This window comes from Paraburkholderia fungorum, from assembly GCF_902833645.1.
Lineage (GTDB): Bacteria > Pseudomonadota > Gammaproteobacteria > Burkholderiales > Burkholderiaceae > Paraburkholderia > Paraburkholderia fungorum.
In genome coordinates, this window is record NZ_CADFGE010000002.1 from 478,441 (window position 1) to 504,664 (window position 26,224).

General features: G+C 61.5%; 28 protein-coding genes. 18 read left to right on the forward strand and 10 right to left on the reverse strand.

Annotated elements, in window-relative coordinates; genetic code table 11:
* Positions 1 to 128 precede the first annotated feature (128 nt).
* Positions 129 to 2,159 (reverse strand): FAD-dependent oxidoreductase, encoded by a 2,031-nt coding sequence (locus HWX91_RS08845; protein WP_244144029.1) that lies wholly within the window; start codon positions 2,157 to 2,159, stop codon positions 129 to 131.
* A gap of 678 nt (positions 2,160 to 2,837) precedes the next feature.
* On the opposite strand from HWX91_RS08845, the gene HWX91_RS08850 reads away from it, so the two are divergent.
* A complete protein-coding gene (locus tag HWX91_RS08850) occupies positions 2,838 to 3,149 on the forward strand; it encodes a BufA1 family periplasmic bufferin-type metallophore (protein WP_028194768.1) in 312 nt (103 codons plus the stop codon).
* A gap of 227 nt (positions 3,150 to 3,376) precedes the next feature.
* On the forward strand, positions 3,377 to 3,880 hold the full coding sequence (locus HWX91_RS08855; protein ID WP_102857546.1) for a DoxX family protein: 504 nt from the start codon (positions 3,377 to 3,379) through the stop codon (positions 3,878 to 3,880).
* Between the two features lie 93 nt (positions 3,881 to 3,973).
* Here HWX91_RS08855 and HWX91_RS08860 read toward each other — a convergent pair whose 3' ends face one another.
* From HWX91_RS08860 to HWX91_RS08880, 5 genes are all read right to left on the reverse strand, one after another.
* Positions 3,974 to 4,858: a patatin-like phospholipase family protein gene (locus HWX91_RS08860; protein ID WP_042274023.1), complete on the reverse strand. Its 885-nt coding sequence runs from the start codon at positions 4,856 to 4,858 to the stop codon at positions 3,974 to 3,976.
* Positions 4,859 to 5,020: 162 nt separating this feature from the next.
* On the reverse strand, positions 5,021 to 5,269 hold the full coding sequence (locus tag HWX91_RS08865) for a DUF4148 domain-containing protein (RefSeq protein ID WP_081832943.1): 249 nt from the start codon (positions 5,267 to 5,269) through the stop codon (positions 5,021 to 5,023).
* 270 nt (positions 5,270 to 5,539) lie between these two features.
* Positions 5,540 to 6,181 carry a DUF1109 domain-containing protein gene (locus HWX91_RS08870; RefSeq protein ID WP_028194772.1) on the reverse strand — a complete coding sequence of 214 codons (642 nt, stop codon included), beginning with the start codon at positions 6,179 to 6,181 and terminating at the stop codon, positions 5,540 to 5,542.
* A complete protein-coding gene (locus HWX91_RS08875; RefSeq protein WP_028194773.1) occupies positions 6,178 to 6,750 on the reverse strand; it encodes a sigma-70 family RNA polymerase sigma factor in 573 nt (190 codons plus the stop codon). The genes HWX91_RS08870 and HWX91_RS08875 overlap by 4 nt, the downstream gene beginning before the upstream one ends.
* 100 nt (positions 6,751 to 6,850) lie before the next feature.
* Positions 6,851 to 7,531 (reverse strand): peroxiredoxin-like family protein, encoded by a 681-nt coding sequence (locus tag HWX91_RS08880; protein ID WP_028194774.1) that lies wholly within the window; start codon positions 7,529 to 7,531, stop codon positions 6,851 to 6,853.
* Between the two features lie 353 nt (positions 7,532 to 7,884).
* Between HWX91_RS08880 and HWX91_RS08885 the strand changes: the two genes are divergently transcribed.
* Both HWX91_RS08885 and HWX91_RS08890 read left to right on the forward strand, forming a co-directional pair.
* Positions 7,885 to 8,505, forward strand: coding sequence for a DUF1223 domain-containing protein (locus HWX91_RS08885; RefSeq protein WP_244144030.1), 621 nt, complete (start codon positions 7,885 to 7,887; stop codon positions 8,503 to 8,505).
* A gap of 77 nt (positions 8,506 to 8,582) precedes the next feature.
* Entirely contained in the window at positions 8,583 to 10,781 is a 2,199-nt protein-coding gene (locus tag HWX91_RS08890) for a protein-disulfide reductase DsbD family protein (protein WP_052660632.1), read from the forward strand.
* A 122-nt stretch (positions 10,782 to 10,903) separates the two neighbouring features.
* On the opposite strand, the gene HWX91_RS08895 is transcribed toward HWX91_RS08890, so the two are convergent.
* Entirely contained in the window at positions 10,904 to 11,632 is a 729-nt protein-coding gene (locus HWX91_RS08895) for a cytochrome c biogenesis CcdA family protein (protein WP_028194776.1), read from the reverse strand.
* Positions 11,632 to 12,021 carry a thioredoxin family protein gene (locus HWX91_RS08900; RefSeq protein WP_028194777.1) on the reverse strand — a complete coding sequence of 130 codons (390 nt, stop codon included), beginning with the start codon at positions 12,019 to 12,021 and terminating at the stop codon, positions 11,632 to 11,634. The genes HWX91_RS08895 and HWX91_RS08900 overlap by 1 nt, the downstream gene beginning before the upstream one ends.
* Before the next feature lie 288 nt (positions 12,022 to 12,309).
* Here HWX91_RS08900 and HWX91_RS08905 point away from each other — a divergent pair, with 288 nt between their 5' ends.
* The gene (locus HWX91_RS08905; protein ID WP_028194778.1) at positions 12,310 to 13,083 is read left to right on the forward strand and encodes a YkgJ family cysteine cluster protein; all 774 of its coding nucleotides are present in this window, start codon (positions 12,310 to 12,312) and stop codon (positions 13,081 to 13,083) included.
* An 85-nt stretch (positions 13,084 to 13,168) separates the two neighbouring features.
* Here HWX91_RS08905 and HWX91_RS08910 read toward each other — a convergent pair whose 3' ends face one another.
* Complete coding sequence (locus HWX91_RS08910) at positions 13,169 to 13,762, reverse strand: TetR/AcrR family transcriptional regulator (RefSeq protein ID WP_028194779.1); 594 nt, start codon at positions 13,760 to 13,762, stop codon at positions 13,169 to 13,171.
* 172 nt (positions 13,763 to 13,934) lie between these two features.
* On the opposite strand from HWX91_RS08910, the gene HWX91_RS08915 reads away from it, so the two are divergent.
* From HWX91_RS08915 to HWX91_RS08950, 8 genes are all read left to right on the forward strand, one after another.
* Positions 13,935 to 14,636 carry a glutathione S-transferase family protein gene (locus HWX91_RS08915; protein WP_028194780.1) on the forward strand — a complete coding sequence of 234 codons (702 nt, stop codon included), beginning with the start codon at positions 13,935 to 13,937 and terminating at the stop codon, positions 14,634 to 14,636.
* 82 nt (positions 14,637 to 14,718) lie between these two features.
* Positions 14,719 to 14,877: a hypothetical protein gene (locus HWX91_RS08920; RefSeq protein ID WP_176035675.1), complete on the forward strand. Its 159-nt coding sequence runs from the start codon at positions 14,719 to 14,721 to the stop codon at positions 14,875 to 14,877.
* A 16-nt stretch (positions 14,878 to 14,893) separates the two neighbouring features.
* A complete protein-coding gene (locus tag HWX91_RS08925; protein WP_035519577.1) occupies positions 14,894 to 15,439 on the forward strand; it encodes a sigma-70 family RNA polymerase sigma factor in 546 nt (181 codons plus the stop codon).
* On the forward strand, positions 15,436 to 16,077 hold the full coding sequence (locus HWX91_RS08930) for a DUF1109 domain-containing protein (RefSeq protein ID WP_028194782.1): 642 nt from the start codon (positions 15,436 to 15,438) through the stop codon (positions 16,075 to 16,077). The genes HWX91_RS08925 and HWX91_RS08930 overlap by 4 nt, the downstream gene beginning before the upstream one ends.
* A gap of 159 nt (positions 16,078 to 16,236) precedes the next feature.
* Positions 16,237 to 16,548 (forward strand): BufA1 family periplasmic bufferin-type metallophore, encoded by a 312-nt coding sequence (locus tag HWX91_RS08935; protein ID WP_028194783.1) that lies wholly within the window; start codon positions 16,237 to 16,239, stop codon positions 16,546 to 16,548.
* A gap of 32 nt (positions 16,549 to 16,580) precedes the next feature.
* Complete coding sequence (gene bufB / locus HWX91_RS08940) at positions 16,581 to 17,504, forward strand: MNIO family bufferin maturase (protein ID WP_042274024.1); 924 nt, start codon at positions 16,581 to 16,583, stop codon at positions 17,502 to 17,504.
* Positions 17,494 to 18,273, forward strand: a complete 780-nt coding sequence (locus tag HWX91_RS08945; protein WP_028194784.1) for an HvfC/BufC N-terminal domain-containing protein — start codon at positions 17,494 to 17,496, stop codon at positions 18,271 to 18,273. Before bufB ends, HWX91_RS08945 begins: the two co-directional genes overlap by 11 nt.
* Before the next feature lie 91 nt (positions 18,274 to 18,364).
* A complete protein-coding gene (locus HWX91_RS08950; protein WP_028194785.1) occupies positions 18,365 to 19,006 on the forward strand; it encodes a DUF1109 domain-containing protein in 642 nt (213 codons plus the stop codon).
* Positions 19,007 to 19,088: 82 nt separating this feature from the next.
* On the opposite strand, the gene HWX91_RS08955 is transcribed toward HWX91_RS08950, so the two are convergent.
* Complete coding sequence (locus HWX91_RS08955) at positions 19,089 to 19,787, reverse strand: FadR/GntR family transcriptional regulator (protein WP_028194786.1); 699 nt, start codon at positions 19,785 to 19,787, stop codon at positions 19,089 to 19,091.
* 558 nt (positions 19,788 to 20,345) lie between these two features.
* On the opposite strand from HWX91_RS08955, the gene HWX91_RS08960 reads away from it, so the two are divergent.
* The 5 genes from HWX91_RS08960 (at position 20,346) to HWX91_RS08980 (ending at position 26,207) form a co-directional block, all read left to right on the forward strand.
* Complete coding sequence (locus HWX91_RS08960) at positions 20,346 to 21,854, forward strand: sugar ABC transporter ATP-binding protein (RefSeq protein WP_235430053.1); 1,509 nt, start codon at positions 20,346 to 20,348, stop codon at positions 21,852 to 21,854.
* A complete protein-coding gene (locus HWX91_RS08965) occupies positions 21,851 to 22,867 on the forward strand; it encodes an ABC transporter permease (protein WP_028194788.1) in 1,017 nt (338 codons plus the stop codon). The genes HWX91_RS08960 and HWX91_RS08965 overlap by 4 nt, the downstream gene beginning before the upstream one ends.
* 81 nt (positions 22,868 to 22,948) lie before the next feature.
* A complete protein-coding gene (locus tag HWX91_RS08970) occupies positions 22,949 to 23,893 on the forward strand; it encodes an ABC transporter substrate-binding protein (protein WP_028194789.1) in 945 nt (314 codons plus the stop codon).
* Positions 23,894 to 24,003: 110 nt separating this feature from the next.
* Complete coding sequence (locus HWX91_RS08975) at positions 24,004 to 25,014, forward strand: zinc-binding alcohol dehydrogenase family protein (RefSeq protein WP_028194790.1); 1,011 nt, start codon at positions 24,004 to 24,006, stop codon at positions 25,012 to 25,014.
* 2 nt (positions 25,015 to 25,016) lie between these two features.
* Positions 25,017 to 26,207 carry a mannitol dehydrogenase family protein gene (locus HWX91_RS08980; RefSeq protein ID WP_042274028.1) on the forward strand — a complete coding sequence of 397 codons (1,191 nt, stop codon included), beginning with the start codon at positions 25,017 to 25,019 and terminating at the stop codon, positions 26,205 to 26,207.
* Positions 26,208 to 26,224 lie beyond the last annotated feature (17 nt).

Genomic DNA, 26,224 nt, shown 5'->3' on the forward strand with positions numbered 1-26,224 from the left:
AAGTCGCCGGACGTTAGAAACACCGGATTGCTCGGGCTTCGACTACAGCCTGGACTGGATAGCTTTTGTCGAGCGCGCACCAGCAGCACTCAAGGTTCCGATACGTCTATTCGAAACGTCACGCCCTATCAATCCATCGTCTTGTCCCGTACATCGCCTGTAATGAGCCGGGTGCTGCGCCGGTAGGTGAGATACGCCCAGAGCCAATCGAGAATAACGATGGCGCGGTTCCGTCCGCCGACCAGGAAGGCGATATGAATTGCGCCCCAAAACCACCACGCGGGCTCCCCCCATACGCGAAGTTTGCCGATCTCGGCAACCGCCGCCTGACGTCCGATTGTGGCAAGGCTGCCGAAATGCCGGTAGCGAAACGGCGGCGGCGGCGGCCGCCCCTCAAGACTGGCCGCGATCACGCCGGCCACATACAGGCCCTGCTGTTTGGCCGCCGGCGCGAGACCAGGAACCACTGCGCCGCGCCATCCCAGACAGGATGCCGTATCGCCTATCGCATAGATCCTTTGCAGGTCCGGCACCGACAGGTCGGCGCCCACGGCAAGCCGTCCCGACGGATCAGCGGTCCGGTTCAACCATTGAGCCGCAGGCGACGCTGCCACGCCCGCCGCCCACAGAACGGTACGCGCGGCGATGCGCTGCCCCCCAATGTCGACACCCTTGCTGTCCACGCCCAGCACCCGGGTGTCGAGCCGGACCTCGACCCCGAGCGCTTGCAGTGAGCGTTCTGCTGCGCCCGATAACGTGGCGGCGAAAGTGGGCAGGATGCGCGGGCCCGACTGCAACAGGATCACGCGAGCGCGAGCCGGATCGATCTTGCGGTATTCCTCGGCCATCCCATGCCTGGCCAGTTCGGCGATGGCACCCGCCAGTTCGATGCCGGTGGGGCCGCCGCCGACGATCACGAAAGTCAGCCACGCGGCGCGCTCGGTCTCGCCCGCCGCGCTTTCGGCTTCCTCGAATGCCCGCAACAGGCGGCTGCGCACGTCGGTCGCATCTTCGATACTCTTCAGGCCCGGTGCAAAAGGCGCCCAACTGTCCTTGCCAAAATAGCTGTGGCGAGCGCCTGTCGCCAGTACCAGGTAGTCGAATTTCACGGATAGCGTGCCCACGTGTACCTCGCGCGCGACCGCATCCACCCCCGTCACCTGCCCTAACCTGACCTGAACGTTGCGCTGCCGCCGGAACAGGCTGCGAATCGGCGTGGCGATCTCCGCGGGCGACAGCGCGGCCGTCGCCACCTGGTAGAGCAGCGGCTGAAACAGATGATGGTTGCGCTGGTCGATCAGCGTGATCCGACAGCGCGCATTGCGCAGTCCCTGCGCGGCTGCGACGCCGCCAAAGCCTCCCCCGACTACGACGACATGGGGCAAATCCTCCGGGGAGGAATCGTCTTCCTGCGAACTGGTGCCCGTCCACCGGTCAAGCAGCCAATCGACGGAAAATGCGCCGCCGCCTGCGACCACAAGCACCAAAAGAAGAAGCAGGACTGCCAGCCGATCGTCGGTCGACATGGCGATACCGGCCACTGGCACCATCACCGCGATGACGAGGGCGGCCAAGCGCGTCGCACAGCCAAGCGCGAGCGCTAACGCGAGCGCCACCGCACACCATGCCGGGTGAACAAGAGCGGTCGCCGCGGCGCCCAACATCGATTTCTGCAACCACGAACCCGTTGGCAATACGAAGTTAACGAGTGAAGCGGCAAGCCCGACACGAATGACGAAGTGAAGAAGCGGACTCAGATAGCGTTCGAACCAGACATAAAGCCCACGCGCGAGCCTTATTGGGCGAAATGGAATCCATGACAATCCGCGCCCCAAAAGACTGTCCAGCGATATCGCCCCCGCCCCACTTACGATGAGCCACGAAAGGAGCGCAAGTTTGGCTCCTTGTGCGCCAACCGCCAGCGCACCGTGACTGTCGACGATTGTTTCGACGAGCAGCACCAGTGCGACAGGACGAGTCAGCAGCCCCATGGTAAGCAGCAACGGCACCACACTGTGCAGCGCTGCATCGAGCCCGGACGGGACATGCAGGCCGCCGGAGAACAGCCCATCGTGGGGGCCTTCTGCCATCGTCATGATCTGATGCACGAAGACGACCTGTCCAAACCATATCCGAGCACACAACAGCACCCAGGGCATACATAGCACGCGTAGCGCGAGGCCGAAACCGCAGGCACGTCTAAGGGTCTTTCGTAACATAGGGATAGAACGCCAAAATATCCATGAACGGCCCGGCGCTCCACTGCGGACAGAGAACAAACCGGCGGTCGGATGCACGGGGTAACCTGAAGGGCCTGGGCGGCAAGTCAGTAGCGCCTGCCCGTCTCTGGCTCTCCACCAGAAGTCGACGGCTCTGAAGGACCCTACCATCCACATCCGACTGATAGTTCGTCCCCGGCGGCCGCACGGTTACGGCGAACGACGAATTTTGCTTCGCCACTCGGATGCCAACCCGCGAGGAATAGCGAATGTACGTAATCGGCATTTTCGTTTAGCGATACAAAATAATTATGCTGAACGCGAGCCGTCAACTCTGTGCCGAACCCAGCCGGCACGCATGCGGCTCGTTCGTCTCCGACGACCGGAGCCGCTTCATCTTGTCGCCCTCGACAAAAAACAGCGGTGTGCTGTAACCGTCTGCCAACCGGCAACGAACTACTGCAAGCGGTTTGGCCGCGGCGGTTCTGGCAGATGTCGACGCTCCAAAGGTCGAAAGCAAAAAAATAGCGATTCCCCTGTAACCGGACATCTCCAGCCCGCGAACTAGATCACGTATCCATCACGGGTACCTTCCATCCCAACCACTGGAGAAATTCAATGTCCACAAAGATCACGGTCAGCTCCACCCTCCTCGCCGGCGTTGTCGCGAGCCTGCTTGCATCAGTCGCCCATGCAGCACCACTTACGCCCGCCGAAGGAGCCGCTGCTGTCGCCGCACACAAGGAGAAGTGCTACGGCGTTGCCCTGAAGGGGCAAAACGACTGCGCCGCCGGTCCCGGCACCACGTGTCAGGGCACGTCCGCGATGGATTTCCAGGGTAACTCGTGGAAGTTCGTTCAGGGCGGCACCTGCACGAGTATCGAAGTGCCGGGTGGCGGCCACGGCTCGCTCACTCCGTTGAAGTCCTGATTCGGCGAACGACACGAGGAACGGGGCGGCAATGGGCAATTCCACGGTGACAACGGCAGTCAGCCAGACAGACCGCCCCTCCACGCGATGCCTGCCGCACACGGGATGGGTTGCACCCGTTTCAGCCATCAGCAAGTGCCTGCGATCGTCGCGGACGGACTGGCCGACCTGACACGGATGATCCCAGCCGGCGTGTTTGTCGCCGTCCAACTTGGAGATTCATAGAGATGTCGAACCTACAGAACGTAAAACTGCCGATTCCGGACGTAGTCGTATCCGCGATTGGCACGGCGAGGCGGCTGATCCAGCAACTCGCACAACCGTGGCTCGTTCAACTCGTCCTGCGGCTTGCTCTGGCTGTGCCGTTCTGGAAGTCGGGCATTCTCAAATGGCACGGCTTCCTTCAACTGAACGATACGGCGATCGACCTGTTCACGGACGAGTTCAAGTTGCACCTCCCAGGCGGCCCGTATCCGTTTCCCGCCCCGGCTGTTTTTGCGTTTCTGTCGGGCCTCGGCGAGGTGACATTCCCGGTGCTGCTCGTGCTCGGCCTCGGAACCCGGTTCGCCGCGGCCGGCCTGATATTGATGACGTGCATTGTCGAGCTGACCGTACCGGACGGCTGGCCCATCCATCTGACCTGGTTGGCGATGGCACTGGGAATTGCAGCCTGGGGGCCTGGCCTGATATCGATTGACTATCTGCTTGGCGACAGATTGCCCAGGTCGTGACCGGGTGCTGTCATGGCGATGCGCAACTGCGTAAGAGAGCGACTGAATCGCGGCAACGATGCCACTGTCGTTTAGCGCTTCTGCTCGCTCCAGTCATGCATGCGTGTGTTCGCGTAGTTCACCCGGGATAAGTCCGCGCTCAAGACCGCCTTCGTGCAACCATGCACGCGTCTTCGCGGCCGCACGCTCAATCAGGCGGTCGCACTGTGTGTAGTCGTAAGGCGATACATCGAGCGGACACAGTGGCGGCACAACAAAGATCTCTGCGCGGGATGAGTAGGATTCCAGATCGCGCACAAGCTGACGCGCAATGAGAAGTGTCAGCGCATGCATGGCCTGCGCGATTGGGTTACCGGGCGGCTTGCGGATTGCGCAGGCAAACCCGGCCGGAAGCACAATGACGCGTGTCGCACCCAGTGAAATGGCCACGGAGATCGGCGTATTGTTGGCCACGCCGCCATCGACCAGATCCACGCCGTCGATGCGCACCGGCGGGAACACACCGGGAATCGCAGCGCTCGCGAGGACGGCGTCCACCAGCGGGCCAGACGACAGGATAATTTCTTTGCCGCTTTGCATGTCCGTCGCCACGATGTGAAGTGGTATGGCCGCATGCTCGACCCGGGAAAACGACAAATTCTTTTCCAGCAGCATGCGCAGCGCTGTGGCTTCGACAAGGTGGGAGCGGCGACTCAGCACCATCTCGAGCAACCCAAACATGGTGAGCGGCATGATGTCCCGCCGCCTGATCCGACACCACAGCGATTCGAGCTTGGCTACGCAATCGCCGTCGGGCCGGCCAGCAAAATACGCCGCATTGATCGCACCGGCGGATGCGCCAATCACGCAACCCGGATGCACACCATGATCAAGCAACTCGCGCAGCATGCCAACTTCGATCGCGCCGAGGCTGCCGCCGCCTGCGAATACGAAAGCGGTCAAGCCGGGTGGCGCGGACAAATTCGGATAAGTGGACATGTCTGCCTCTGCTGCCGTGTAATACCGGATCCCTTCCCACCGGAACCAGGTTTGCGCATGCCACGAGACGTGCTTCACGCCATGATCTTCCGTACCCGTATTACTACCGCGAACGGAATGAACCTCGACGATCAGTTTGCCTGGCTATTCCCTGCCCTCCATTCAGCGCCGGATGAAATTCGGCGTGCCGCCAGGCCCATAAGGATCGGGATTACCGAAACGCGGGATGGTACCGTTCATGCGAGCATGAGCCAATTCTTCACGCACCTGCTCGCGAGTCTTCGGACCTTGATTCGATCCTGCCGCCATTGAGTTTGCGTCAGCGGGCTGTACAGATTGAGCGCTCGCCAGCGCCGACATGCCGAGCGTTGCCACGGCCATGATCATCGCCAACTTGTTCACTTTCATCATTACTCTCCCAAAGGGGTATTGATGGGGGTATCGATCGACCGGCCCGAATGCCAACTAATCCCGGCCCTCCAGGTCCTCCGGAGTTCCCGGCGTCGATCGCTCAAGCACAGGCTTATGCCTGCGTTTCGTAAGGTATTTCGCCCGTTTGCCCGGATTGGTTACAGAACACGCAAAAAGTAAGGTTGGGTTTCAGTTACGCGGCACCAGGCTTTCGGCACGCATCTCTGCATAACGCTGGCTGAACACAGTGCGACCTTCCAGCGGTCCAACTCACCAGTTCAACAGCCGGGGCCCCAGCACCACGCCGGCAAGCGTGGGAATCAGCATGCCGAGGAGATACCAGACGGCCCAGAATGGCACACCCATCTCGGGGCAGTGGAAACAGTAAGCAATCGCGGCAGTCGCTCCCGCCAGCAGGCCGCCTGCGGCGCCGGCCAGCCTGAGTCGCGTGGGTGCCAGACCGCGCATCGCCCAGAACACCGTGATGAACATCGGCACTGAAAGCAACGCGATATTACGTGGACACACGCGCCACGTATTGCCCATGACGAGGGGCAAGCGCGCACCGGGAGGGGCCAACCACAACAGGACGAGCGTCGCAATCCACACGGCGAGCACAGGTGCGGCAAGCGCGGCCCATGCGCGGCCTACCGCAAATCCTGGCCGGGACAGTCGCGCCGTCGCCAGCAACGCAGCGAGCGTGAGGCACACAGGCAGAGCCAGCTTGATCCAGAAGAGCGGCAGCTTCATCGCCGCGCCGATATCGGGGCGAACGCCATAAACGATTGTCATGAGCACCGTGGAACCGACACCGCCGCATAACATCGCCCAGCCGAATCGCTTTGCCGACACGTTGTGATCGATAGCGGGCACCCCCGCGGCCAGCAGTGAAACCAGATCCTCTGTCTTCATGATGCGCCTTGAAACTTTAGTGCCAATGCTTTCAAACCGCGGTGCACGCCAACCTTGACCGCCGACTCCGACAGGCCGGTTAGCTTTGCGGTTTCAGTCACCGACAACCCTTCCAGCTTGACGTGCAGAATCGGCAGGCGCTGGCGGTCGGGCAACTGTTCGAGCAGCTTGCCTAGGTCACGCCGGGCCTCTGCCGGTTCGACATCGCAGGTAGCGAAGATCTCGAGCTCGTCGTCCAGCGGCATGTGCAAGGCTTCCCGGCGCGATCGTGCGCGAAAAAAATCCGCCAGTTTGTAGCGGGCGATCGCATGCACCCAAGCCGTCAACGGCTGGTCCGGATGGTAGGTATGGCGTCCATTATGCACTGCCAGCAAAATCTCCTGGACCAGGTCCTCGACATCGTCCTGCAGGTAGAAGAGACGCTTTCTCAGGAATCCGCGCAGATGCCCGGTCAGGTCGCAGAGAAAGGCCTGATAAGCCGCTGCGTTCCCATCCAGCCCCCGCAGGAATAGACCCTTCAGTCGCTCTTCGACGGGACTCGCCGGTCCATTTTCGGTAGTTCGGTTCATTGCGGGTTCTGGTTACAGTTGGCGCGAAATAAACTGCGTGAAAAACATTTACGCGGATAGCGGAGAAATGCTTCCCTCCTGGAGGCGTGGGGCGGAAATCTCATGTCCGGCCTCCGGCGGCAAGTCCGTCAAGAACCGGAAGCAGCTCGGCGGGGTCGGGACGTTTCGTGAAGTCCGGACTCACCTCGGCGTAAGCGATGATGCCTTCCTGGTCGATGACGAACCTCGCGGGCATCGGCAGCGTCCACGAGGGGTCATCGTTGAATGACGACAGGTCGGTCTCGAATGTGCTCAGGTACAGCTCGACAAGATAGTCCGGCAACGCGACACGCAGTCCATAGGCTGCCGACAGTTCACCGCGCGGGTCTCCGAGTATCGGGAAACTGAGGCGGTTCTCGTGGATCGTCCTGCGGCTATTGACCCCATTCTGCGGCGAAATTGCCATCAGGCTCGCGCCACGGGCGACGATATCGGGCAGCGCCGCCTGCAGCGCCCGAAGCTCCAGATTGCAGTATGGGCTCCATACACCGCGATAGAACGTCAATACCAGCGGGCCGTCGGCAATCAGCTTGCGCGAACCGATCGGCCAGTGGTCTGGATCCTTCAGGACAAAACGCGGCGCAACGTCGCCGACCTTTTTTGCTCGCTCAGCAAGACCGGATTCGATCAGTTCGTCGGTCGCCCGCTGGAGCGTATCGACGACAGAACGATGCACATTGTAAGGAGGCAGCCCGGACTCGAATGTCGCCTTGAAGGCATCGAGACGTTTCTGCAATGACATGACAGGGTTCTCCGGTTCGACGTCTGCTCACCGCTCGACAAATAGCGGAAAGGCAACGCTTCACCTGACTACGACGGACACTTACCTTCCGTCCTTTGGTCGTGGCTCGGCACCAAAGATGACACACGATATAAGCGGAATCGTTCCGCCTTTCCGGGTTTCCGGGCGTCCAGTAACAACCGATGCCGCGCGAGAAATTCCTTGGCTTTTTCTCGCCGGACTGTCATATCGCCTCCCCCACCTCGACCAATGCATGAACGATCCTCACCAGGAGTCAACTCATGCTATCCCGTCTGCTTGCTTCCGCTTCACTGCTTGTGGCGCTGCCCGTCGCCGCGGCAATGCCCCGACCGGTGGTCGTCGAACTTTTCACGTCCGAAGGCTGTTCATCGTGTCCGCCGGCTGACGCCTATCTGTCGGAGTTAAGTCAGCAGCGAAGCGACATTCTCCCTTTGGCTTTTCACGTCACCTACTGGAACAGCCTCGGATGGAAGGACCCTTTTTCCCTCGATGTCGCCACTCAACGCCAGGCTGAATACGGGCAACGCTTCGGCGACGGCTCCTACACGCCAGAGATGGTCGTCGACGGAACAACTGCCTTCGTGGGTTCGGACCGCTCATCCGCCGAGGCCGCGATTCAGAAAGCGAAGGCCGCGGATTCAACGTCCGCGCCGTTGTCCGCGGTGCGCAAGGGCAACGCCATTACTGTCTCGGTCGGTGCCGGCCCCGGAAGCGCGCGGGTGATTCTGGTGGGTTACGACGCGCAGCACACGACCGCCGTCGGGCGTGGCGAAAACGGCGGGCGAACGCTGAAGGAGTCCAACATCGTTCGCTCGTTCGAGCCGATTGGTCAATGGACCGGCAAACCGGCCATGTTCACCCCTCAGGTCCCTGCGGGTGAGAAGACCGCAGTATTGCTCGAGGCACCGGACGGACACATTGTCGGCGCTGCCCGCGTGACCGATGAGCCTTAGCGTGCGCGCCCTCCGCCCCGGGGGGACGCCTTATGAAAGCCCGATGTTCTTACGATCTTTTCGATGAGGAGCAAGCGATGCCCCGATTCACTCGCGTTGGCGCCTTCTTTGCCCTCGTCGCAACGCTTCTTCTTGCTCCATCGTTGGAGGCTCGTGCGGCGTCCTCGAACTGGGCCGGCGATCAGCGCGCCAGTGTGCGCATCATCACGGCAACCGACGCCGTTGCAGGCAACACGCTGCGGATAGGCGTCGAGTTCCGCTATCCGAACGGCTGGCATGGTTACTGGCGCACCCCTGGCGATGCCGGCATCGCGCCGATTTTCGACTGGTCGCGGTCCCGTAATGTCGCATCGGCATCCGTGTCCTGGCCCGCGCCGTCCCGCCTCGTTATCTCGGGTCTGCAAAACAGTGTCTATACGGGCGATTTCATTCTGCCGGTGAGCCTTAAGCTGGACCATCCGCACGAGGCGACCCGCCTTGCGCTGACGCTCGACTATGCGAGTTGCGCGAATGTCTGCGTGCCCGAACATGCGGAGGTGGCGCTCACCTTGCCGCCGGGCATGGACGGACCATCAAGCGAAGCCGCAGCGATCGCCGCAGCGGCGCAAAGGGTGCCGCAGACGCCCGCGCAGGCCGGAATCGACGTGATGCATAGCATGCTGGAGCAAACCTCCGCCGGCCGGCGCCTGAAGGTCGATCTGCGTAGCGAGGGCACCCCGTTTCGGTCGCCGGATCTGTTCGTCGAAGGAGCCGAAGCCGGTCTGCCCGCAGCGCCACAGGTACACCTTTCAAACCACGGCCACCAGGCTGCGCTGGAAGTCGATCTGCCACCCGCCGCTGCAGCGAAAGAGCCGCTGCGCCTGACCGTGGTGGACGGACCCAGAGCGGCCGAATTCACGGTCGCATCAGTCGTCTCCACGGGAGACGACGATCACGGCATCGTCGTCATTCTGGGCTTGGCGCTGCTTGGCGGCCTGATTCTGAACTTCATGCCATGCGTGTTGCCCGTTCTTTCAATCAAGGTTTTCTCGGTAGCGAAAGCGGCAGGCACCGAACGCAAAACGGCAAGGCGGGTGGCGCTCGCGACGGCCTTAGGAATCATCACTTCGTTCGGATTGCTTGCCACCGTGTTGTCCATCCTCAAACTCGCGGGCGCGTCGCTCGGATGGGGCATACAGTTCCAGCAACCGTGGTTCCTCGCAGGCATGGCCGTCGTCACAACGTTGTTTGCGGCTAGCTTCTTTGACTGGCTCCCGATCAATCTTCCGCCAATCCTTTCCGGAGGTGCGAGCGGTGCAAGCAATCGGGGGCCGCTTGTCGAGGCATTCGTCGGCGGCATGCTTTCTACGCTTCTTGCCACACCGTGCTCGGCTCCGCTCGTCGGCACTGTGGTCGGCTTTGCGTTGGCACGCAGTCCGTTCGAGATCACGGCGGTGCTTCTCGCACTTGGGGTAGGAATGGCGCTCCCATTCCTGACATTGGCGCTCGCGCCGTCGCTTGCGACGAGGCTTCCGCGCCCCGGCCAGTGGATGATCCAGTTGCGCAGAATCATGGGTCTACTGCTGCTGACAACGTCGATCTGGCTGATCGCGTCGTTATGGAATATTGCGGGTATGGCCGTCGCGTCACTCGTCAGTATCGTGCTGATTGCCATGCTCGCGGTGCGGGCCGCCGTGACCCGATGGGCAAGCTTGCGGACCGCGCGATGGTCAGGCGCGGCGACTGCGCTCCTTGCGTGCTGCGCCGTTGCAATTTCCTCGCTTACCTCGCCCGGCGCAGGAGCCCGAAGCGCTCCACCGACCGAATGGCAAGCGTTCGATCCGAATGCAATCAGCACGCTGGTCGCCAGCGGCAAGACTGTGCTCGTCGACGTAACGGCAAGCTGGTGTCTCACCTGCAAGGTCAATGAGCTATCCGTTCTGGACACGGCTGCCGTGCGCACCCGGCTCAAACAGGACAATATCGTTCGCATGCGAGCCGACTGGAGCCGGTATAACCCCGGAGTGCTTGCCTACATTCAGGGTTTCGGTCGTTTCGGCATTCCGCTCGATGTCGTATATGGGCCTCGCATGCCACAAGGGCAATTGCTGCCTGAGATCTTGCAAACTTCGACGCTCTTCCATGCTCTCGACAACGCCACGCCCGCCAAAACAGCGAAGAGCAATTCATCGGCCGGCCGACATGACACGATTTCTTCAGATGAGCGCAGACGCAACCGGCACATAGCGCGGATCGACCGCTTCTTGATAGTCTGCTGGCCCTCGCACGGGTGGTAGAGGTCCGCGACCCATAGACCGGCGGCAATTTTCGGCGAGTCTCCCGTTATGCGAGCCATGCGAATGCAGCGCTGCGGACTCCCGGCAGCCATTCCTTGCGCTGCGGTGCGGCAGACCCGTTCTCATAGGGATGTTGTCAGACTGGTGAGCCACGCTGGACTGACAGACAGGAGAAGGGTTTCCAACTGGCGGTCGACGCCGGTGATGACGATCGTCCCCATGACAACGAAAAGGGCGCCGAGCGTCCAGCGGGCCGTCTTGCCCCATGCGGCAAGCGTGCCTCGCACCTTCATCAGCGAAACTCTCGAGATCGTACCGAGCAAAACGAGCGGCAGTGCCGCGCCCAAACCGAACAGCGCCATCAGGATAGCGATTTGGCCGAGGTCCTGACCTTGTGCCGCCAGCGACGTCGCCGCACCCAGCGTTGGCCCGACACAGGGGGTCCAGACGAACCCCAGCAAGAGCCCGATCATTGTCTGCCCGAGCAATCCGTTGCCTTTCACATCGTCGAGCGCCTGCTGGCCCTTCGCACCGACGACCGAACTAAGCCGGGAGAAAAACCCTTGAAGGGTGCCCGATAACATGACAAGACCGAAAAACACCATCAGGCCCGCGGCCCAGCGTCGAAGAATCTCAGGGTCCAGTCCAGCCGACGCTCCGAGGGTGGCGAGAAATATGCCGACGCCCGCAAACGAAATGGCGAGGCCGGCTGCCAGCGCGATGATGCCGAATCGATGTTTAGCCAACGCTGATGTCGCGAGGATCGGGAGTAGCGGCAGAACACACGGGGACAACACCGATGCCGACCCGGCGACGAGACCTAATCCATACGTTGCAGCGGTGAATTGCATTACAACGCCTGTTCAAACACGGCCCGGATGGTGGCCTCCTGAGTCTGTCCCGTGGAACGCGCCACTTCGTGGCCGTCCTTGAAGACAACGAAGGTCGACTGCTGGGTTACCTTGAGTTCTCTTTTCAGTTTCGTTTCCGCATCATAGTCCGCGATGAAAATCGTCACCTGCTTCAACTTGGGGTCCGCAGACAGACGGTCGACAATCGGCTTTTGAACCCGACATGTTGGACACCAACTTGCGTGCAGATAGACCACCGCCGGCCGGCCCGATGACACGGTCTGATCGAAGCTTGCCTGAGTAAATGGCATTTCACCCGCGAACGTGGCGGCTGACGCCGCCAGCAACGCCGCGCCTACGATGTGTTTGACGAATCGTATCCGGTTCATGATTAGACCCTTTTGGCGGTTGCGAAAGAGAGGGAATTGTCGATGCTCCAATCCTAGTTCGGATATTCGGCAATATCGGTTACAGCGCCGCTCAAATCTGCTGCGCGCCTGTTCGCCGTTCCCGACGGGTCGCGTGTGCGTCCGGCGAAGCGGCGGTCTATTTCGCATTCCCGATGTAACCGAAGCGGGCTTCAGATCGAACTAGGGAATTAGCGATGGCGGCCGACGTTGGGCCGCCTTTCATTTCCCTTTTTGTTTCTATGTTTGCTTCTGGACCCCGAGATCGACATGGCCATGGATTTAAGCTTCGCATGCACGATGTGCGGCGATTGTTGTCACAATCTTCGTCTGCCCCTGAGCGTCAACGAAGCCATACGCTGGTTGGAACGTGGCGGTGACATTCAGGTCTTTTGTGAAGCAATGCCGTGGCCCGTCGAACCATCAACGGACGATGGACAGGTGCAACACAGGCGAATGCGGTCGTTTGCCGCCGACAGCGGTGAGCTTCCGATCCGCGTGATGGTGACAGTTGCGGCCGCCTTCGAGGGCGCCTGCCCGCACCTGCGACCCGATATGCGATGTGGCGCATACGAGGCAAGGCCCAACGTCTGCAGAATCTATCCGGCCGAAGTCAATCCTTTCATCGAACTTATGCCTGCGCACAAGGCTTGCCCGCCTGAGGCGTGGGCCGCCGACAGGCCCTCATTCATCAAAGGCGGTCGAATCGTGGACTCCATCACGGCGGATCTGATCCAGAACTCCCGTGAGGCAGCCGTTCGTGATGTTCCTGTGAAGGAGCGTCTGTGTGGAAATGCTGGTTTTCGTACCGCATCGCTGGCCAATGAGGGGTTTGTGACGTACACGCTACCTCCTCATGCAATGCTTGACGAGTTACACAGAGCGCTGGATCCTGCCGCGCCTGCTGCGCAAGCAGTGCAGTGGCGCATCCTGTCGAATCGACGCACGACCGTAGACACCCTCAATTCGGTGGGCGCTCACGCCGAAATGCACGCGGCTTTATTGCCGACCGAGGGCTACATCCCGCTCTTTGAAGCGAACTAGCGTCCGTTCCTTTGGATTCCGAAGCGCAGCAGGCTAGCCCTTTTATGCGCGAATGTGCGATGCCATGTCCGCCCGCGCCGGCCGCTCAGTTGATGCGGGGCTCGAGAAGCGCCAGCGCTGGCCGTACAACGCCCTCCAGCAGAGTACGCTCCGGTCTTGTTCGGGCAAGCACCCGTATGCCGAGATGCACCCCAAGCAGTAACCGGGCAAGATCATCGGCAGGCTGCGCGCTGGAAATCTCGCCGGTCTGCTGGCCCGCATTCACACAGCGCCGGAAAAACGCTTCGACCTCCACCAGTACGTTGGCGATCATCGCCTGAAAATCGGCGTCGTGTGGTGCAACCTCGAGCGCCGAATTGACCAGCAGGCATCCCTTACGGTCCCTATCGCGGACCGACCGCTCGACGATCTCCCGGAAGAAGGCCTTGATGGCTTCCAACGGCGGCAGGTTTCGCTCAAATCTCGATACCCGGTCACCGAAGCTACTTTCAATGTAATGTGCCAGTGCTCGTTCAAACAGCGACCGTTTATCCCCGAACGCGTTGAACAGGCTCGCCCCCGTAATTCCCATCCCCTGCGCGAGATCCCGGACGGAAGTAGCGGTATAGCCATAGACCCAGAACTGGTGGGCGGCGGCATCGAGGACTGCATTTTCGTCAAATTCCCGTGGTCGGGCCATGTCAACTCCTCACATCGCGTGACGTTTTCCCGGTCGGCATTGCAACGTCACACACGTTACGATATTCTAAATCAACTGATCTAAAATGACCTGAGGCAATGGCGCCTGCTGGGGTTCCACGAAAGCCATCACGCACGCATCAGGCGGTCTGAACGCAACGCACGGTAACCTCATGATCGACTTTTATTTTCACCCTACGCCCAACCCTGCAAAGGTTGCCCTGATGCTTGAAGAAACGGGCCTCGAGTATGAACTTCGGCCCGTCGACACCAAGAAGGGCGAACAGCACCTCGACGCTTTCCTCAAAGTCAACCCGAACGGCAAAGTTCCCGCAATCGTCGACAGGGACGGGCCAGGCGGGAGGGCAACAAGGGTGTTCGATTCCAGTGCCATTCTGCTTTATCTGGCCGAGAAGACCGGACAGTATCTCGGCGCCGCAACCGATCGCCCCGAACTGCTCTCCTGGCTGTTCTTCGTCAGTTCAGGTCTCGGACCGTTCTCGGGTCAGTCGGTACATTTCCAGCACGCGGCACCGGAGAAGCTGCCGTACGCGATCAACCGGTTCCGCCGTGAAGCAGAGCGGCACTATCGCGTACTCGACGACCAGCTCGCAGGCCGCGAGTATCTCGTCGGAGAAACCTATACGATCGCCGACATGTCCGCGTGGGGTTGGTTAGCACGCGCGGCTTTCGTCCGTCCCGGCACTGATGATCCGTTGGCGCCATTCGCCAATCTCAAGCGCTGGTTCACTGAAATCGACGCCCGTCCGGCTGCGATTCGCGCGAGAGCGGTCGGCACTGGCTTCGCGTTCAAGCAGGAGATGGATGAGGAAGCGCGGCACGCCCTCTTCCCGTCCAACTACCCAGCCGCATGACGTACAGAGGCGCAGGGGAATTCATCCCCTGCGACAGGCGATCCCTAGCTCCGAAGAATCAGATCAAACACGAACACGAGGAATGGAAATCAGGAACAGGCAGGGGTTGATTACGGGCGGCTCTAGCGGCATTGGCCTGGCACTCGCCCAGGTGCTGGGCGACCCTGCTGCACTCCACCGACGCTTTGCCGGCATGAAAGCCGTGCTCGAGGAAGGTGTTCGGGATCACTCTGCTCTTTGATCCGGGAGTCAGAACCGTGTATTCCGCAGAGCAGCGTCTGAAAACATTGCTTGTTGCGGGCCTCGCGGGCAACGCATCCGAATATCGCCTGTTCCTGTCCGAACTGACGCGTCACCTGCGGGGTTACCTTCGCAAGCGGATTCCACACCTCCACGACGACGTCGAGGATCTCGTTCAGGAAATCCTGCTTGCCGTACATAATGCACGTCATACCTACCGCCCGGACGAACCTCTCACCGCGTGGGTCCACGCGATCGCGCGTTATAAGCTGATGGATTTCTTCCGGACCCGTGCTCGACGCGAGTCGTTGCACGAACCGCTTGACGAGCACGACGACATTTTCGCCGAGTGCGACGACGAGCCGGCGGATGCCCGTCGCGATGTCGGTAAACTGCTTGGTCATCTGCCGGACAAACAGAGGCTCTCGATCCTGCACGTCAAGTTGCAGGGACTGTCGGTTGCAGAAGCCGCCCAGTTGACAGGGCTATCGGAGTCGGCCGTCAAGGTCAGTATTCACAGGGGACTTAAGGCTCTGGCCGCACACGTCCGGAGAATCGCATGAGAACAGATGATCTTGTCGGATTGCTCTCGACCGGCATAACACCCGTGCGAAGAGGCACCGCAGCCCGTCGCTTCGGCATCTCACTGCCTATCGCCACGCTTGGTGCAACGGCGTTGATGGCTATCGTGTTTGGCGTTCGCCCCGATCTGGCTGCAGTCGCCAAGACCCCGATCTTCTGGGAAAAGCTCGCGTTCCCACTGAGCCTGGCAATCGGTGCCCTGATTGCGACCGTTCGGCTGGCGCGCCCCGGCGCCAGGGTCGGAGCCGGATGGCCCGTCATGACGACTCCGGTGCTAGCCGTCTGGATCGCTGCAATCGTGATTGTCGTCACCGCGGCGCCGGAAGACCGGCTGCCTGCGCTACTCGGGCACTCGTGGCGGTCATGTCCGTTCAATATTCTTCTGCTCGCCGTTCCAGGCTTCATCACCATACTCTGGGCCGTCAAAGGTCTGGCGCCCACGAGTCTGCGGCTTGCGGGTGCCGCCTGCGGACTGCTTGCGAGTTCGATCGCGACGGTCGCGTACTGCTTTCATTGTCCTGAGATGAGTCCGGCGTTCTGGAGCGTCTGGTATACGGCTGGCATGTTGCTCCCAGCCGCGCTCGGTGCGGTGCTTGGTCCCAAACTCCTTCGCTGGTGAGCCACGCTCCGACAATACGCGCGGCAGTCCCCCTGATCAAATAACTGATGTCGACCGCCACAGGCAAAAAAACAAAACGCCTCTGTAACCAGACGTCTGTGACCCACGAATTAGATGACGTATCCATCACGGATACCTTCTAATCTCTGGAGAAATGCGATGTCCACAAAAGCCACTGTTAGTTCCACCCTGCTCGCCGGCGTTGTTGCGAGCCTGCTTGCATCAGTCGTCCATGCAGCACCGCTCACAAAAGCGGAAGAAGGCGCAGCCATTGCGGCCCACAAGGAAAAGTGCTACGGCGTCGCACTGAAGGGGCAGAACGATTGCGCCGCCGGTCCCGGCACGACTTGCCAGGGGACGTCGGCAATGGACTTCCAGGGTAACTCGTGGAAGTTCGTTCAAGGCGGCACCTGCACGAGTATCGAAGTGCCGGGCGGCGGCCATGGCTCGCTCACGCCGCTGAAGTCCTGAACCGGCCAACGGCTCGACGAACGGGAGCGGCCATGAACGATACCTCAGGAACAACCGCGGTTTGCGAGCCAGGCTGTTCGAGCGACGTGACGCGTCGCGCTCAGGCGCCTGTCGGAACCAGTTTCAAGCATGAGCACCTGAGCGCGATCCTCGCGGATGGCCTGCAGGATGGCTTCTTCGAAGTTCATGCCGAGAACTATATGGGCGCCGGTGGTCCGCCCCACCGGGCACTTGCGGCGATCCGCGAGGCCTATCCGCTCTCCGTTCACGGCGTATGCATGTCGATCGGCGGACCTGAAGCACTGGACCTCGCGCATCTCGCGCGCTTTCGCGACCTGGTGACGCGCTACGAACCCTTGCTGGTGTCTGAGCACCTCGCGTGGTCGTCGCACGGCGGCACATTCTTCAATGATCTCCTGCCCTTGCCGTACACGAAAGCAACGCTCGATCACGTGTGCGAACACATCGGCCAGGTCCAGGACGCGATCAAACGCCCCCTCCTTCTTGAGAACCCGTCGACCTATGTCGCGTTCGCGTCCTCGACATTGAGCGAAACCGAATTCATCCGCGCAGTCGTTCAACGCACCGGCTGTGGCCTGTTGCTGGACCTTAATAACGTGTTCGTTTCCGCGACGAATCACGGCTTTTCCGCCGCAGCGTATCTTGAGGGATTACCGCTCGAACAGGTGGGCGAAATACACCTGGCCGGACATAGCGAGCAGCGCGACGACGAGAACGAACGGCTGCTCATCGATAGCCACGACTGCGCTAGTTCCGATCCCGTCTGGCGTCTCTATCGGGATCTCGTTGCGCGAATCGGCCCAAGGCCCACGCTGATCGAATGGGACAGCAAGCTTCCCGCATGGCCGGTGCTGCGGGCTCAGGCACTATCCGCGCGGCACATCATGGCTGAAGAAGACGTATCACTCGCCGAGGAGGTCAGCCATGCGGGCTGAACATCCTTCGGGCGGCCACGCCGCCGCGTTTGCACCGGGTTTGACGGACCCGTCGATCGCCACGCCTGAAGACGTCATCGCCGCGCCGGGCAAGGGTGTGGTCAAGCGCTACAACGTTTATCGCAACAACGTCACGGTCAGCCTCATCGATGCGCTGGCAGCGGTCTATCCTGCTATCCAGCGCATCACCGGCGCCGACTTCTTCAGGGCGATGGCCCGTTTCCATCTGCGCGCGACGCCTCCCACTTCGCCACTGCTGTTCGAGTACGGACGGGACTTCCCTGCGTTCATCGAATCTTACGAATATGCGCGCGAGATGCCCTGGCTTGCGGATATCGCGCGCATCGAGCGGGCATGGCTTGATGCCTATCACGCAGCCGACCTGCCTGTGCTCGCCGCCGAAGCGTTAGCCGGGATCGAACCGGCGCTCCTCGCTGAAGTCCGTTTCACGCCACATGCGGCCGCAAGAGTGGTGCGCTCACGCTATCCAGCCGTGGCCATCTTTGCGATGAACCGGAACGACGGCCCCGTTACGCCGCTGCGCTCAAGCGAGGCGGAGGATGCACTCGTGACGCGCCCCGAAGATGAGGTGCTGGTATCGCGCCTGCCGGCTGGCGGTGCGGCCTTCCTGACCCATCTTCTCGAAGGGGCATCGCTGGGCGAAGCGGTCGCGGCGGCGTTTGAGGAGGCGCCCTCCTTCGACATCCAGGGCAACCTGGCAGGGATGCTTTCAGCCGGCGTATTTACCGGCATTCGGCACGGAGATTGACCCGGCTGTCGGACCGCTTGCCCGACAGCCGGCGCCCGTATCGCATCACGTATCCGCTTTCAAAACGTTGCGACGTTTTCCGTTGGGCCACATGAGAACTTCAGATCTTATACTAAGGCTAACTAACAATCTGACACCGATTGAGTCGAATTTTGCTTCGAAGCGGCTCAATCGCGCGCTTAGCGTCGGCATGGCCAGCAGCGCGGCTTTGCTGGTAGTGCTTTATGGCATCCGCAGCGACATGCCGGAATTGATACTGACGACGATGTTCTGGGTACGCCTCGCGTTTCCGGTAACGACATTCATCGCCGCGATGAACCTCGCCGGACGGCTTGGGCGGCCCGGCGCACCCGTCAGGCTGGCATGGTTAGCGGTCACACTACCATTCATTGTCATGTTGTTCGCTGCCACGTTCGTGGTATTCGCGACCCCGCCAGGCTATCGTCTGCAACTGATGTTAGGGACAACATGGCGTGTCACCACAGCGAATATCGTTCTACTCTCTCTACCATCGCTTGCCGCAGTGATGCACGCCTTGAAGGGACTCGCGCCCATCCACCCGATGTTGTCAGGCACAGGCGCCGGACTGCTCGCTGGCGCGCAGGGTCTGCTGCTCTATTCGCTTTACTGTTCGGAGATGTCGGTACCGTTCTGGGGTGTCTGGTACGTACTGGGCATCAGCATCACCGCCGGTATCGGTGCCCTGCTCGGTCCGCTCTATTTGAGGTGGTAGTCCGGGAAGAGCACGAGCACAATGCCCCCACGGGTTACCCGTATAAGGCTCTTCAAGCACGAGATGTGACGCACCGCGCGCATCACCCCGCCTCGGTCCATCGCATCTCCGATGCCCTGAGATGACTGCGCATTGCCGATTGAGCCGCGAGCGGGTCGCGCTCCTCAAGCGCGCGATAAATCGCTTCATGTTCCGCGAGCGCCGCCGCCCAGGTTTGCCCCGTTTCCGCGCGGCCGCTCAGACGCGCTGAAATCGGACTATGACGCTCGTCGAACAACTCGCTCACCATCCGGACCAGCACGAGATTGCCGGTCATCTCCGCGATACCCACATGGAACGCTCGATCGTGATCCAGCGGGGAACGCCCTGCGTTGATCTGCGCGCGCATCCCGTCGAGCGTCTCGCGCAGGCGGACCAATCGCTCGGGCGTAATCAGCGCGGCGGCCAGCACGATCAGCGAGCCCTCCAATACCGCCCGTGCCTGCATCAGCTCCGAAGGACTTTCGCCCAGGGCGGCGGTCGCATTCGGCGAACGCTCAGGTGTGCGGCACACGTAGACACCGGAACCCTGCCGAATCTCGACGGAGCCAGCAATCTCCAGTGCGATCAACGCTTCTCGCAATGAGGGCCGCGAAACACCCAATTGCTGGGCGAGATCGCGCTCGGGGGGCAAACGCGAGCCCTGGGCGAAACCACCCGACTGAATGAGCGCCCGTATCTGGTCAGCGATGTGTTGATAGAGACGTTTCGTCTCGACCTGTTTGAGTTGGGTGCTTGTCAAATGTCCTCCCTGTGAACCGTATGTTACCCGCTGCGCGCGTGATCGGCCTGCATTTTGGTCAGGCCAATTTACCGCAACAAGAACTCGCTAGAGATTATAGGCTCCCGTCCGTACGGCCGCCAATTAGCCCTGATTCTGCACGGTTTACGGTCCAGATCTTGGCTTTGCCCGACACCGGCGTCGCCACCAAGACGGTCGATCCCATCCGCCGATCCAAAAAGTGGCTTGACCAATTTTCACGATGTATCTATGATCAATTTGCCCCCACCGTTCGCTGCCGCAGCGGTTGCGGGTTCGATTCGCGAAGAACAAAACCACGTACCCGCCCGCCGGCGGCGTCACGAATTGGAGACAGCCTTGCTGGAATTCTCAACACGGCCCGCGCCGCGCCGCGCTCTTTCGGCACGCCCGCATTCTGGTCATGCCCGCCTCGCAGTCGCTCCGGGCAAACATCGGACGTCTGCCCTGTCCGCGCGTGTATCGACGTCCGAACCGGCAAACGCCCCGGCTGCCGATGCGCCCGTTCGCTCGTCGCGGCCTGACGAGAACGGCGAGTTATTGCGACTCACGGGCGTGACCAAGCGCTTCCCGGGCGTAGTCGCACTCGACAGCGTCAGCTTCGACTTGCGGCGTGCCGAGGTGCACGCCGTATGCGGCGAAAACGGCGCGGGCAAATCGACGCTGATGAAAATCATCAGCGGCCAGTACGCGCCGGACGAGGGTTCCATCGTCTATAAGGGCAGCGAATGCCGCTTCGCTTCCTCGCTCGAAGCCCAGGCCGCGGGCATCGCCATCATTCACCAGGAGTTGAACCTGGTGCCGCACCTGTCAGTGGCGGAGAACATCTTTCTTGCCCGTGAACCGCGCCGTGGGGTGTTCGTCGACCGGGCGCGTCTGCGCGCCGATGCGCAGCGCTGCCTCGACCGGCTCGGCGTCGACATCGCGCCGGGAACGCTCGTGCGCACGCTCCCGGTCGCACAACGGCAAATGGTGGAAATTGCCAAGGCACTGTCGCTGGACGCCGAAGTGCTGATCATGGACGAGCCGACATCGTCGCTCACGGAAACGGAAACCAGCCAGCTCTTCAGGATCATTCACGAGCTGAAACGCGCCGGTGTCGGAATCATTTATATCTCGCACCGGCTCGATGAAATGACCGAGATCGTCGACCGCGTCACCGTCATGCGCGACGGACGCTATGTGTCGACAGACGTGTTTCGCGAGACCACCATCGACAAGGTCGTCGCCCGCATGGTCGGTCGCTCGCTCGAAGACAAGTTTCCGCCGCGCACGTCCGTGCCGACCGGGGAGGTCTTGCTGTCGGTCGACCAACTGGCACGCGCGAATGTCTTCGGACCCGTCAGCTTCGAATTGCGGCGCGGCGAAATTCTCGGTTTCGCCGGCTTGATGGGGGCGGGCCGTACCGAAGTGGCGCGCGCGATCTTCGGTGCCGACCTGCCCGACAGCGGCACGGTCAAACTAGGTAACGAGACCCTCGCGATCCGCTCGCCGATCGACGCGATCCGGCGCGGCATTGCATACCTGTCGGAAGACCGCAAAGCCAACGGCCTGTCGCTCAACATGCCCGTCGCCAGCAACATCACGCTGGCAAACATGGCTGCGGTGTCGAACCGGCTGGGCTTTATCCGCTTCGCAACCGAGGCCGCCGTTGCGAAGCGCTACGTGGACGCCCTCGCCATACGCACTCCGAGCGTCAGGCAGATCGCGCGCAACCTGTCGGGCGGCAACCAGCAGAAGGTCGTCATCAGCAAATGGCTGTTTCGCGACTCGCGCGTGCTGTTCTTCGACGAGCCCACCCGCGGCATCGACGTCGGCGCCAAATTCGCAATCTACGAACTGCTCGACAAGCTCGCGGCGCAAGGGATCGGCGTGGTCATGATCAGTTCGGAACTGCCCGAGATTCTCGGCATGACGGATCGCGTGGCCGTTTTCCACGAGGGCGAGCTCGTGACGATCCTCGAGACCCGCCAGACGACACAGGAAGAAATCATGCATTACGCCTCCGGACGCAGCGGCGCTTCGGACACCTCGGGAGCTTCGCAATGAGCACGCTTACACGTCCCAGCCCTTCGCTCGCCAGCGAACGGCGCAAGGATCTGATCCAGAAGTTTGCCGCCTTCGCCAGTCTGATTGTGATGATCCTGGTGTTCTCCTCCACCAGCGAAGCCTTCCATACCGTCGACAACGCGATGACCGTCGCGTTGCAGGTGACCTCGATTGCCTATCTTGGCGTCGCCGCGACCTGCGTGATCATCACCGGCGGCATCGACCTCTCGGTCGGTTCCGTGCTCGCGCTTGCCGGCGTGGTGGCGGCCCTCGCGGTGAAGGCCGGCATGCCGGTCACCGTAGGGATGCTGCTTGGCATCGTGGTCGGCGCCCTGTGCGGCGCGGTGAACGGTCTGTGCGTGACGCGCATGCGCCTGCCGCCGTTTATCGCCACCCTCGGCATGATGCTCGTGGCGCGTGGCCTCGCACTGCAAATCACCGGCGCACGCCCGGTGTCGGGGCTGGGTGAAGCCTTCGGCGTGCTTGGCAACGGCACGCTGTTCAGGATCGAGACGATTGGGGCGGACGGCTTTCCGGACGTGAAGTTTCCAGGCATCCCCTACCCCGTGCTGCTGATGATCGTGATCGCCATCGCCGTGTCGATCATGCTGAGCCGCACCACGCTCGGCCGGCATATTTATGCGGTGGGCTCGAACGCCGAAGCGGCCCGGCTGTCCGGCGTCAATGTGGCGCGCGTGACGATGTTCACCTATGTGCTCTCCGGTGCGCTTGCCGGCGTGACTGGCTGCGTGCTGATGTCACGGCTGCTCACCGCGCAGCCGAACGAAGGCGTGATGTACGAACTCGACGCGATCGCCAGCGCGGTGATCGGCGGCACCTCGCTGATGGGCGGCGTCGGCACGATTTCCGGCACCGCGATCGGCGCTTTCGTGATCGGCATTCTGCGCAACGGCTTGAACATGAATGGAGTATCCAGCTTCATTCAGCAAATCATCATCGGCCTGGTGATTCTGGGCACTGTCTGGATCGACCAGCTCCGCAATCGCCGGTGAAATCCATCGGCGCTTCAGACCGGCTGGTCCGCAGCGCCGAGAAGTCCATGTACGACAACAAATCCTCACAGGAGTAGAGACATGCGCACATTTCAACTAAGCCTGCTGGCCGCCACGCTGATGCTGGCGACCGGCCTTGCCCGCGCCGCCGGCGGCGAGATCGCGGTTATCGTGAAGACGTCGAGTTCGAACTACTGGCAGAACGTGCAGAAGGGCGCGAATGCCGCGATGGGTCAGCTCAAGGGCTACACGATGACCTTCCAGGGCCCGGCGGCGGAAACCGCCATTGCCGACGAAGTCAACATGGTCGAGAACGCAGTGAATCGCAAAGTGGCCGGCATCGTGCTAGCTCCGTCCGACCCCGACGCACTCGTGCCGGCCGTCAAGAAGGCGTGGGAAGCCCATATTCCGGTCGTCATCATCGACTCGGCGCTCTCCGATTCCGGCAAGCAGTATTACCAGTCGTTCCTTTCGACCGACAACAAGAAGGCCGGCGAACTCTGCGCGAAGGCGTTGATCGATCGTGTCGGCCAGACCGGCAAGGTCGCGATCATGTCCTACGTGGCCGGCGCGGGCTCGGAAATCGGCCGGGTCGGCGGGTTCCGCGATTATCTGAAGGCGCATTCGCAACTGCAGGTGGTGGGACCTTTCTATTCGAATTCGCAGATGGCGACGGCGCTCAATCAGACTACCGACACATTGACCGCCAACCCCGATCTGAAAGGCATCTTCGGCGCGAATGAGCCCACCGCGGTCGGCATGGGCCGCGCGCTCGAGCAGTCTGGCAAAGCCGGCAAAGTGGTCGCGATCGGCTTCGACGGCAATCAGGACCTGCAGGGGTTCGTCAAGGACGGCACGCTTGCCGCCACCGCCGTGCAGGGTTCATACCAGATGGGCGAGCTGGGCGTGAAAACGGTGGTCAATCTGATCGAGAAGAAGCCCGTGTCGAAGAACCTCGACACCGGCGTCGTGATGGTGACCAAAGACAACATCGACAAACCCGAAGCGAAGAACGTGCTGTATTGATCGTCCAGGCGGAACCGGGCGGCTCGATCGAATGCGCGCCCGGCTGCCGCGGCAAGATGTACCCGAACTAACGCTGCGCCGCTCGAACCGGCGACGAAATAAGGATTGCTATGCTAACCGTGATATGCGAGACGCCAGGAACGCTGAGCGCACAGGAAAGACCCAAACCCGAAACGGGAGAAAACGACGTGCTGTTGCGCGTCAAGCGTGTTGGCGTATGCGGGACGGACTTGCATATTTTCACGGGAAACCAGCCTTATCTGGCCTATCCGCGCGTGATGGGCCACGAGTTGTCCGGCATCGTCGAACAGGCGCCGCCGCACAGCGGACTGGCAGCCGGCGACCAGGTCTTCGTGATGCCGTATCTGTCGTGCGGTCAATGCATTGCGTGCCGTCGCGGCAAAACCAATTGCTGCGTGAATATCCAGGTGTTGGGCGTGCATCGAGACGGCGCGTTCACCGAGTACCTGAGCGTACCCGCGCAGTTCGTCCACAAGGCCGAAGGCATCACGCTCGATCAGGCGGCCATGGTCGAGTTCCTTGCAATTGGCGCGCATGCGGTCAGGCGCGGCGACGTGAAGGAGGGTGAACGCGTGCTCGTCGTCGGTGCGGGGCCGATCGGCATGGCGGTCCTGACCTTCTGCAGACTGCGCGGCGCGACGGTGACCGCCCTCGACACGCGTGCGGACCGGCTCGATTTCTGCGTGCAACATCTGGGTGCCGCGGCAGCCGTGCAGATCGGCGACGGCGATCACGCGCGATTGTCGGCACTGACGGAGGGCGACTTCTTCGACGTGGTGTTCGACGCGACCGGCAACCCCAAGGCAATGGAGCGCGGCTTCCAGTTCATCGCTCATGGCGGCCGGTATGTACTCGTTTCCATCGTGGCCGACACGATCAGTTTTTCCGACCCGGAATTCCATAAGCGCGAAGCCACCCTGCTCGGCAGCCGCAATGCGACGCTCGAGGACTTCGAAACGGTCATTGAGGCGATGCGCGCCGGCCATATCCCGGACCGTGCGCTGAACACGCACAGACTCGCGCTAGCCGATGTCCCAGCTCGCTTTGCATCACTGCTCGATCCTGCCGGCGGTGTCGTGAAGGCTATCGTGGAATGTTAGCGATGCGCCCTTCGCATGAGGAAGACCAGGCACCGGACGCACCGCTCACGCAACCCATTCTGCAATTTGGCACGAGCCGTTTCCTGCAGGCGCATGTCGATCTGTTCGTCTCGGAGGCGCTCGAGTCCGGCCAACCAGGCGCGGCGCCAGGCGGCATTACCGTGGTTCAGACCACAGAAAACGCCGACAGCGCCGCGCGCATCGCCGCGCTCGCGAACGGCAGCGGCTATCCGGTCCACGTACGCGGACTGCACGCGGGTCGACTGATTGACGCGACGCTGACCGGGCGCGCGATACGCCAGGCCGTGCACGTCCGCAAGGATTGGGCTCTGCTGCGCGAGGCGATCTCCGGTCCTGTGCAGATCATTGTTTCGAACACGGGAGACCAGGGCTATCGGCTCGACGAACGCGACAACGCTCGCGCTTTCGCCGAGCCGAGCAGCGTACCGCACAGCTTCCCCGCCAGACTGCTGTCCCTCTTGCACACGCGTTGGCAAAACCGGCCCGACGCACCGCTATCGCTGTTTCCTTGCGAGCTGATCGAGAAAAACGGTGAAGTGTTAAGAGGCATTGCCGTGGAATTGGCGTTGCAATGGCACATGCCCGACGACTTTATCCGCTATCTGACGGAGCATTGCGTATGGGCCAATTCGCTGGTCGACCGGATCGTGTCGGAGCCGATCCGGCCCGTGGGCGCGATAGCCGAACCATATGCATTGTGGGCGATAGAAAAGCAGCCGCGACTGCAGATGCCCTGCGTCCATCCTTCGATCGTCCTCACTGACAATCTTCACCATTTCGAGCGACGCAAGCTGTTCCTGCTGAATCTCGGGCATACGTTTCTCGCCGAGCGCTGGTTACGCGACGCTCGGGCGGCTGAGGAGACAGTCTGCGGTGCGATGAACGACCCTGCCCTGCGCGCGGAACTGGAGAAGGTCTGGCAACAGGAGGTCTTGCCGGTATTCGATCTCCTCGGTGAAGGGGATGACGCGCTGGCCTACGTCGCACAGGTCCGCGAACGCTTGCTCAATCCCTTTCTGGCGCACCGCCTTGCCGATATTGCACAGAACCATGCGCAGAAGAAGCAGCGCCGGATTGCCCCCTTGCTGGCGTTGGCGGCCTCACTGACGCGAGCCAATGGCACGATAATCGATCAACCACTTCTTACGGAAATGATGGCTGGCGACATCTGACCCGATGGCACTGTCAC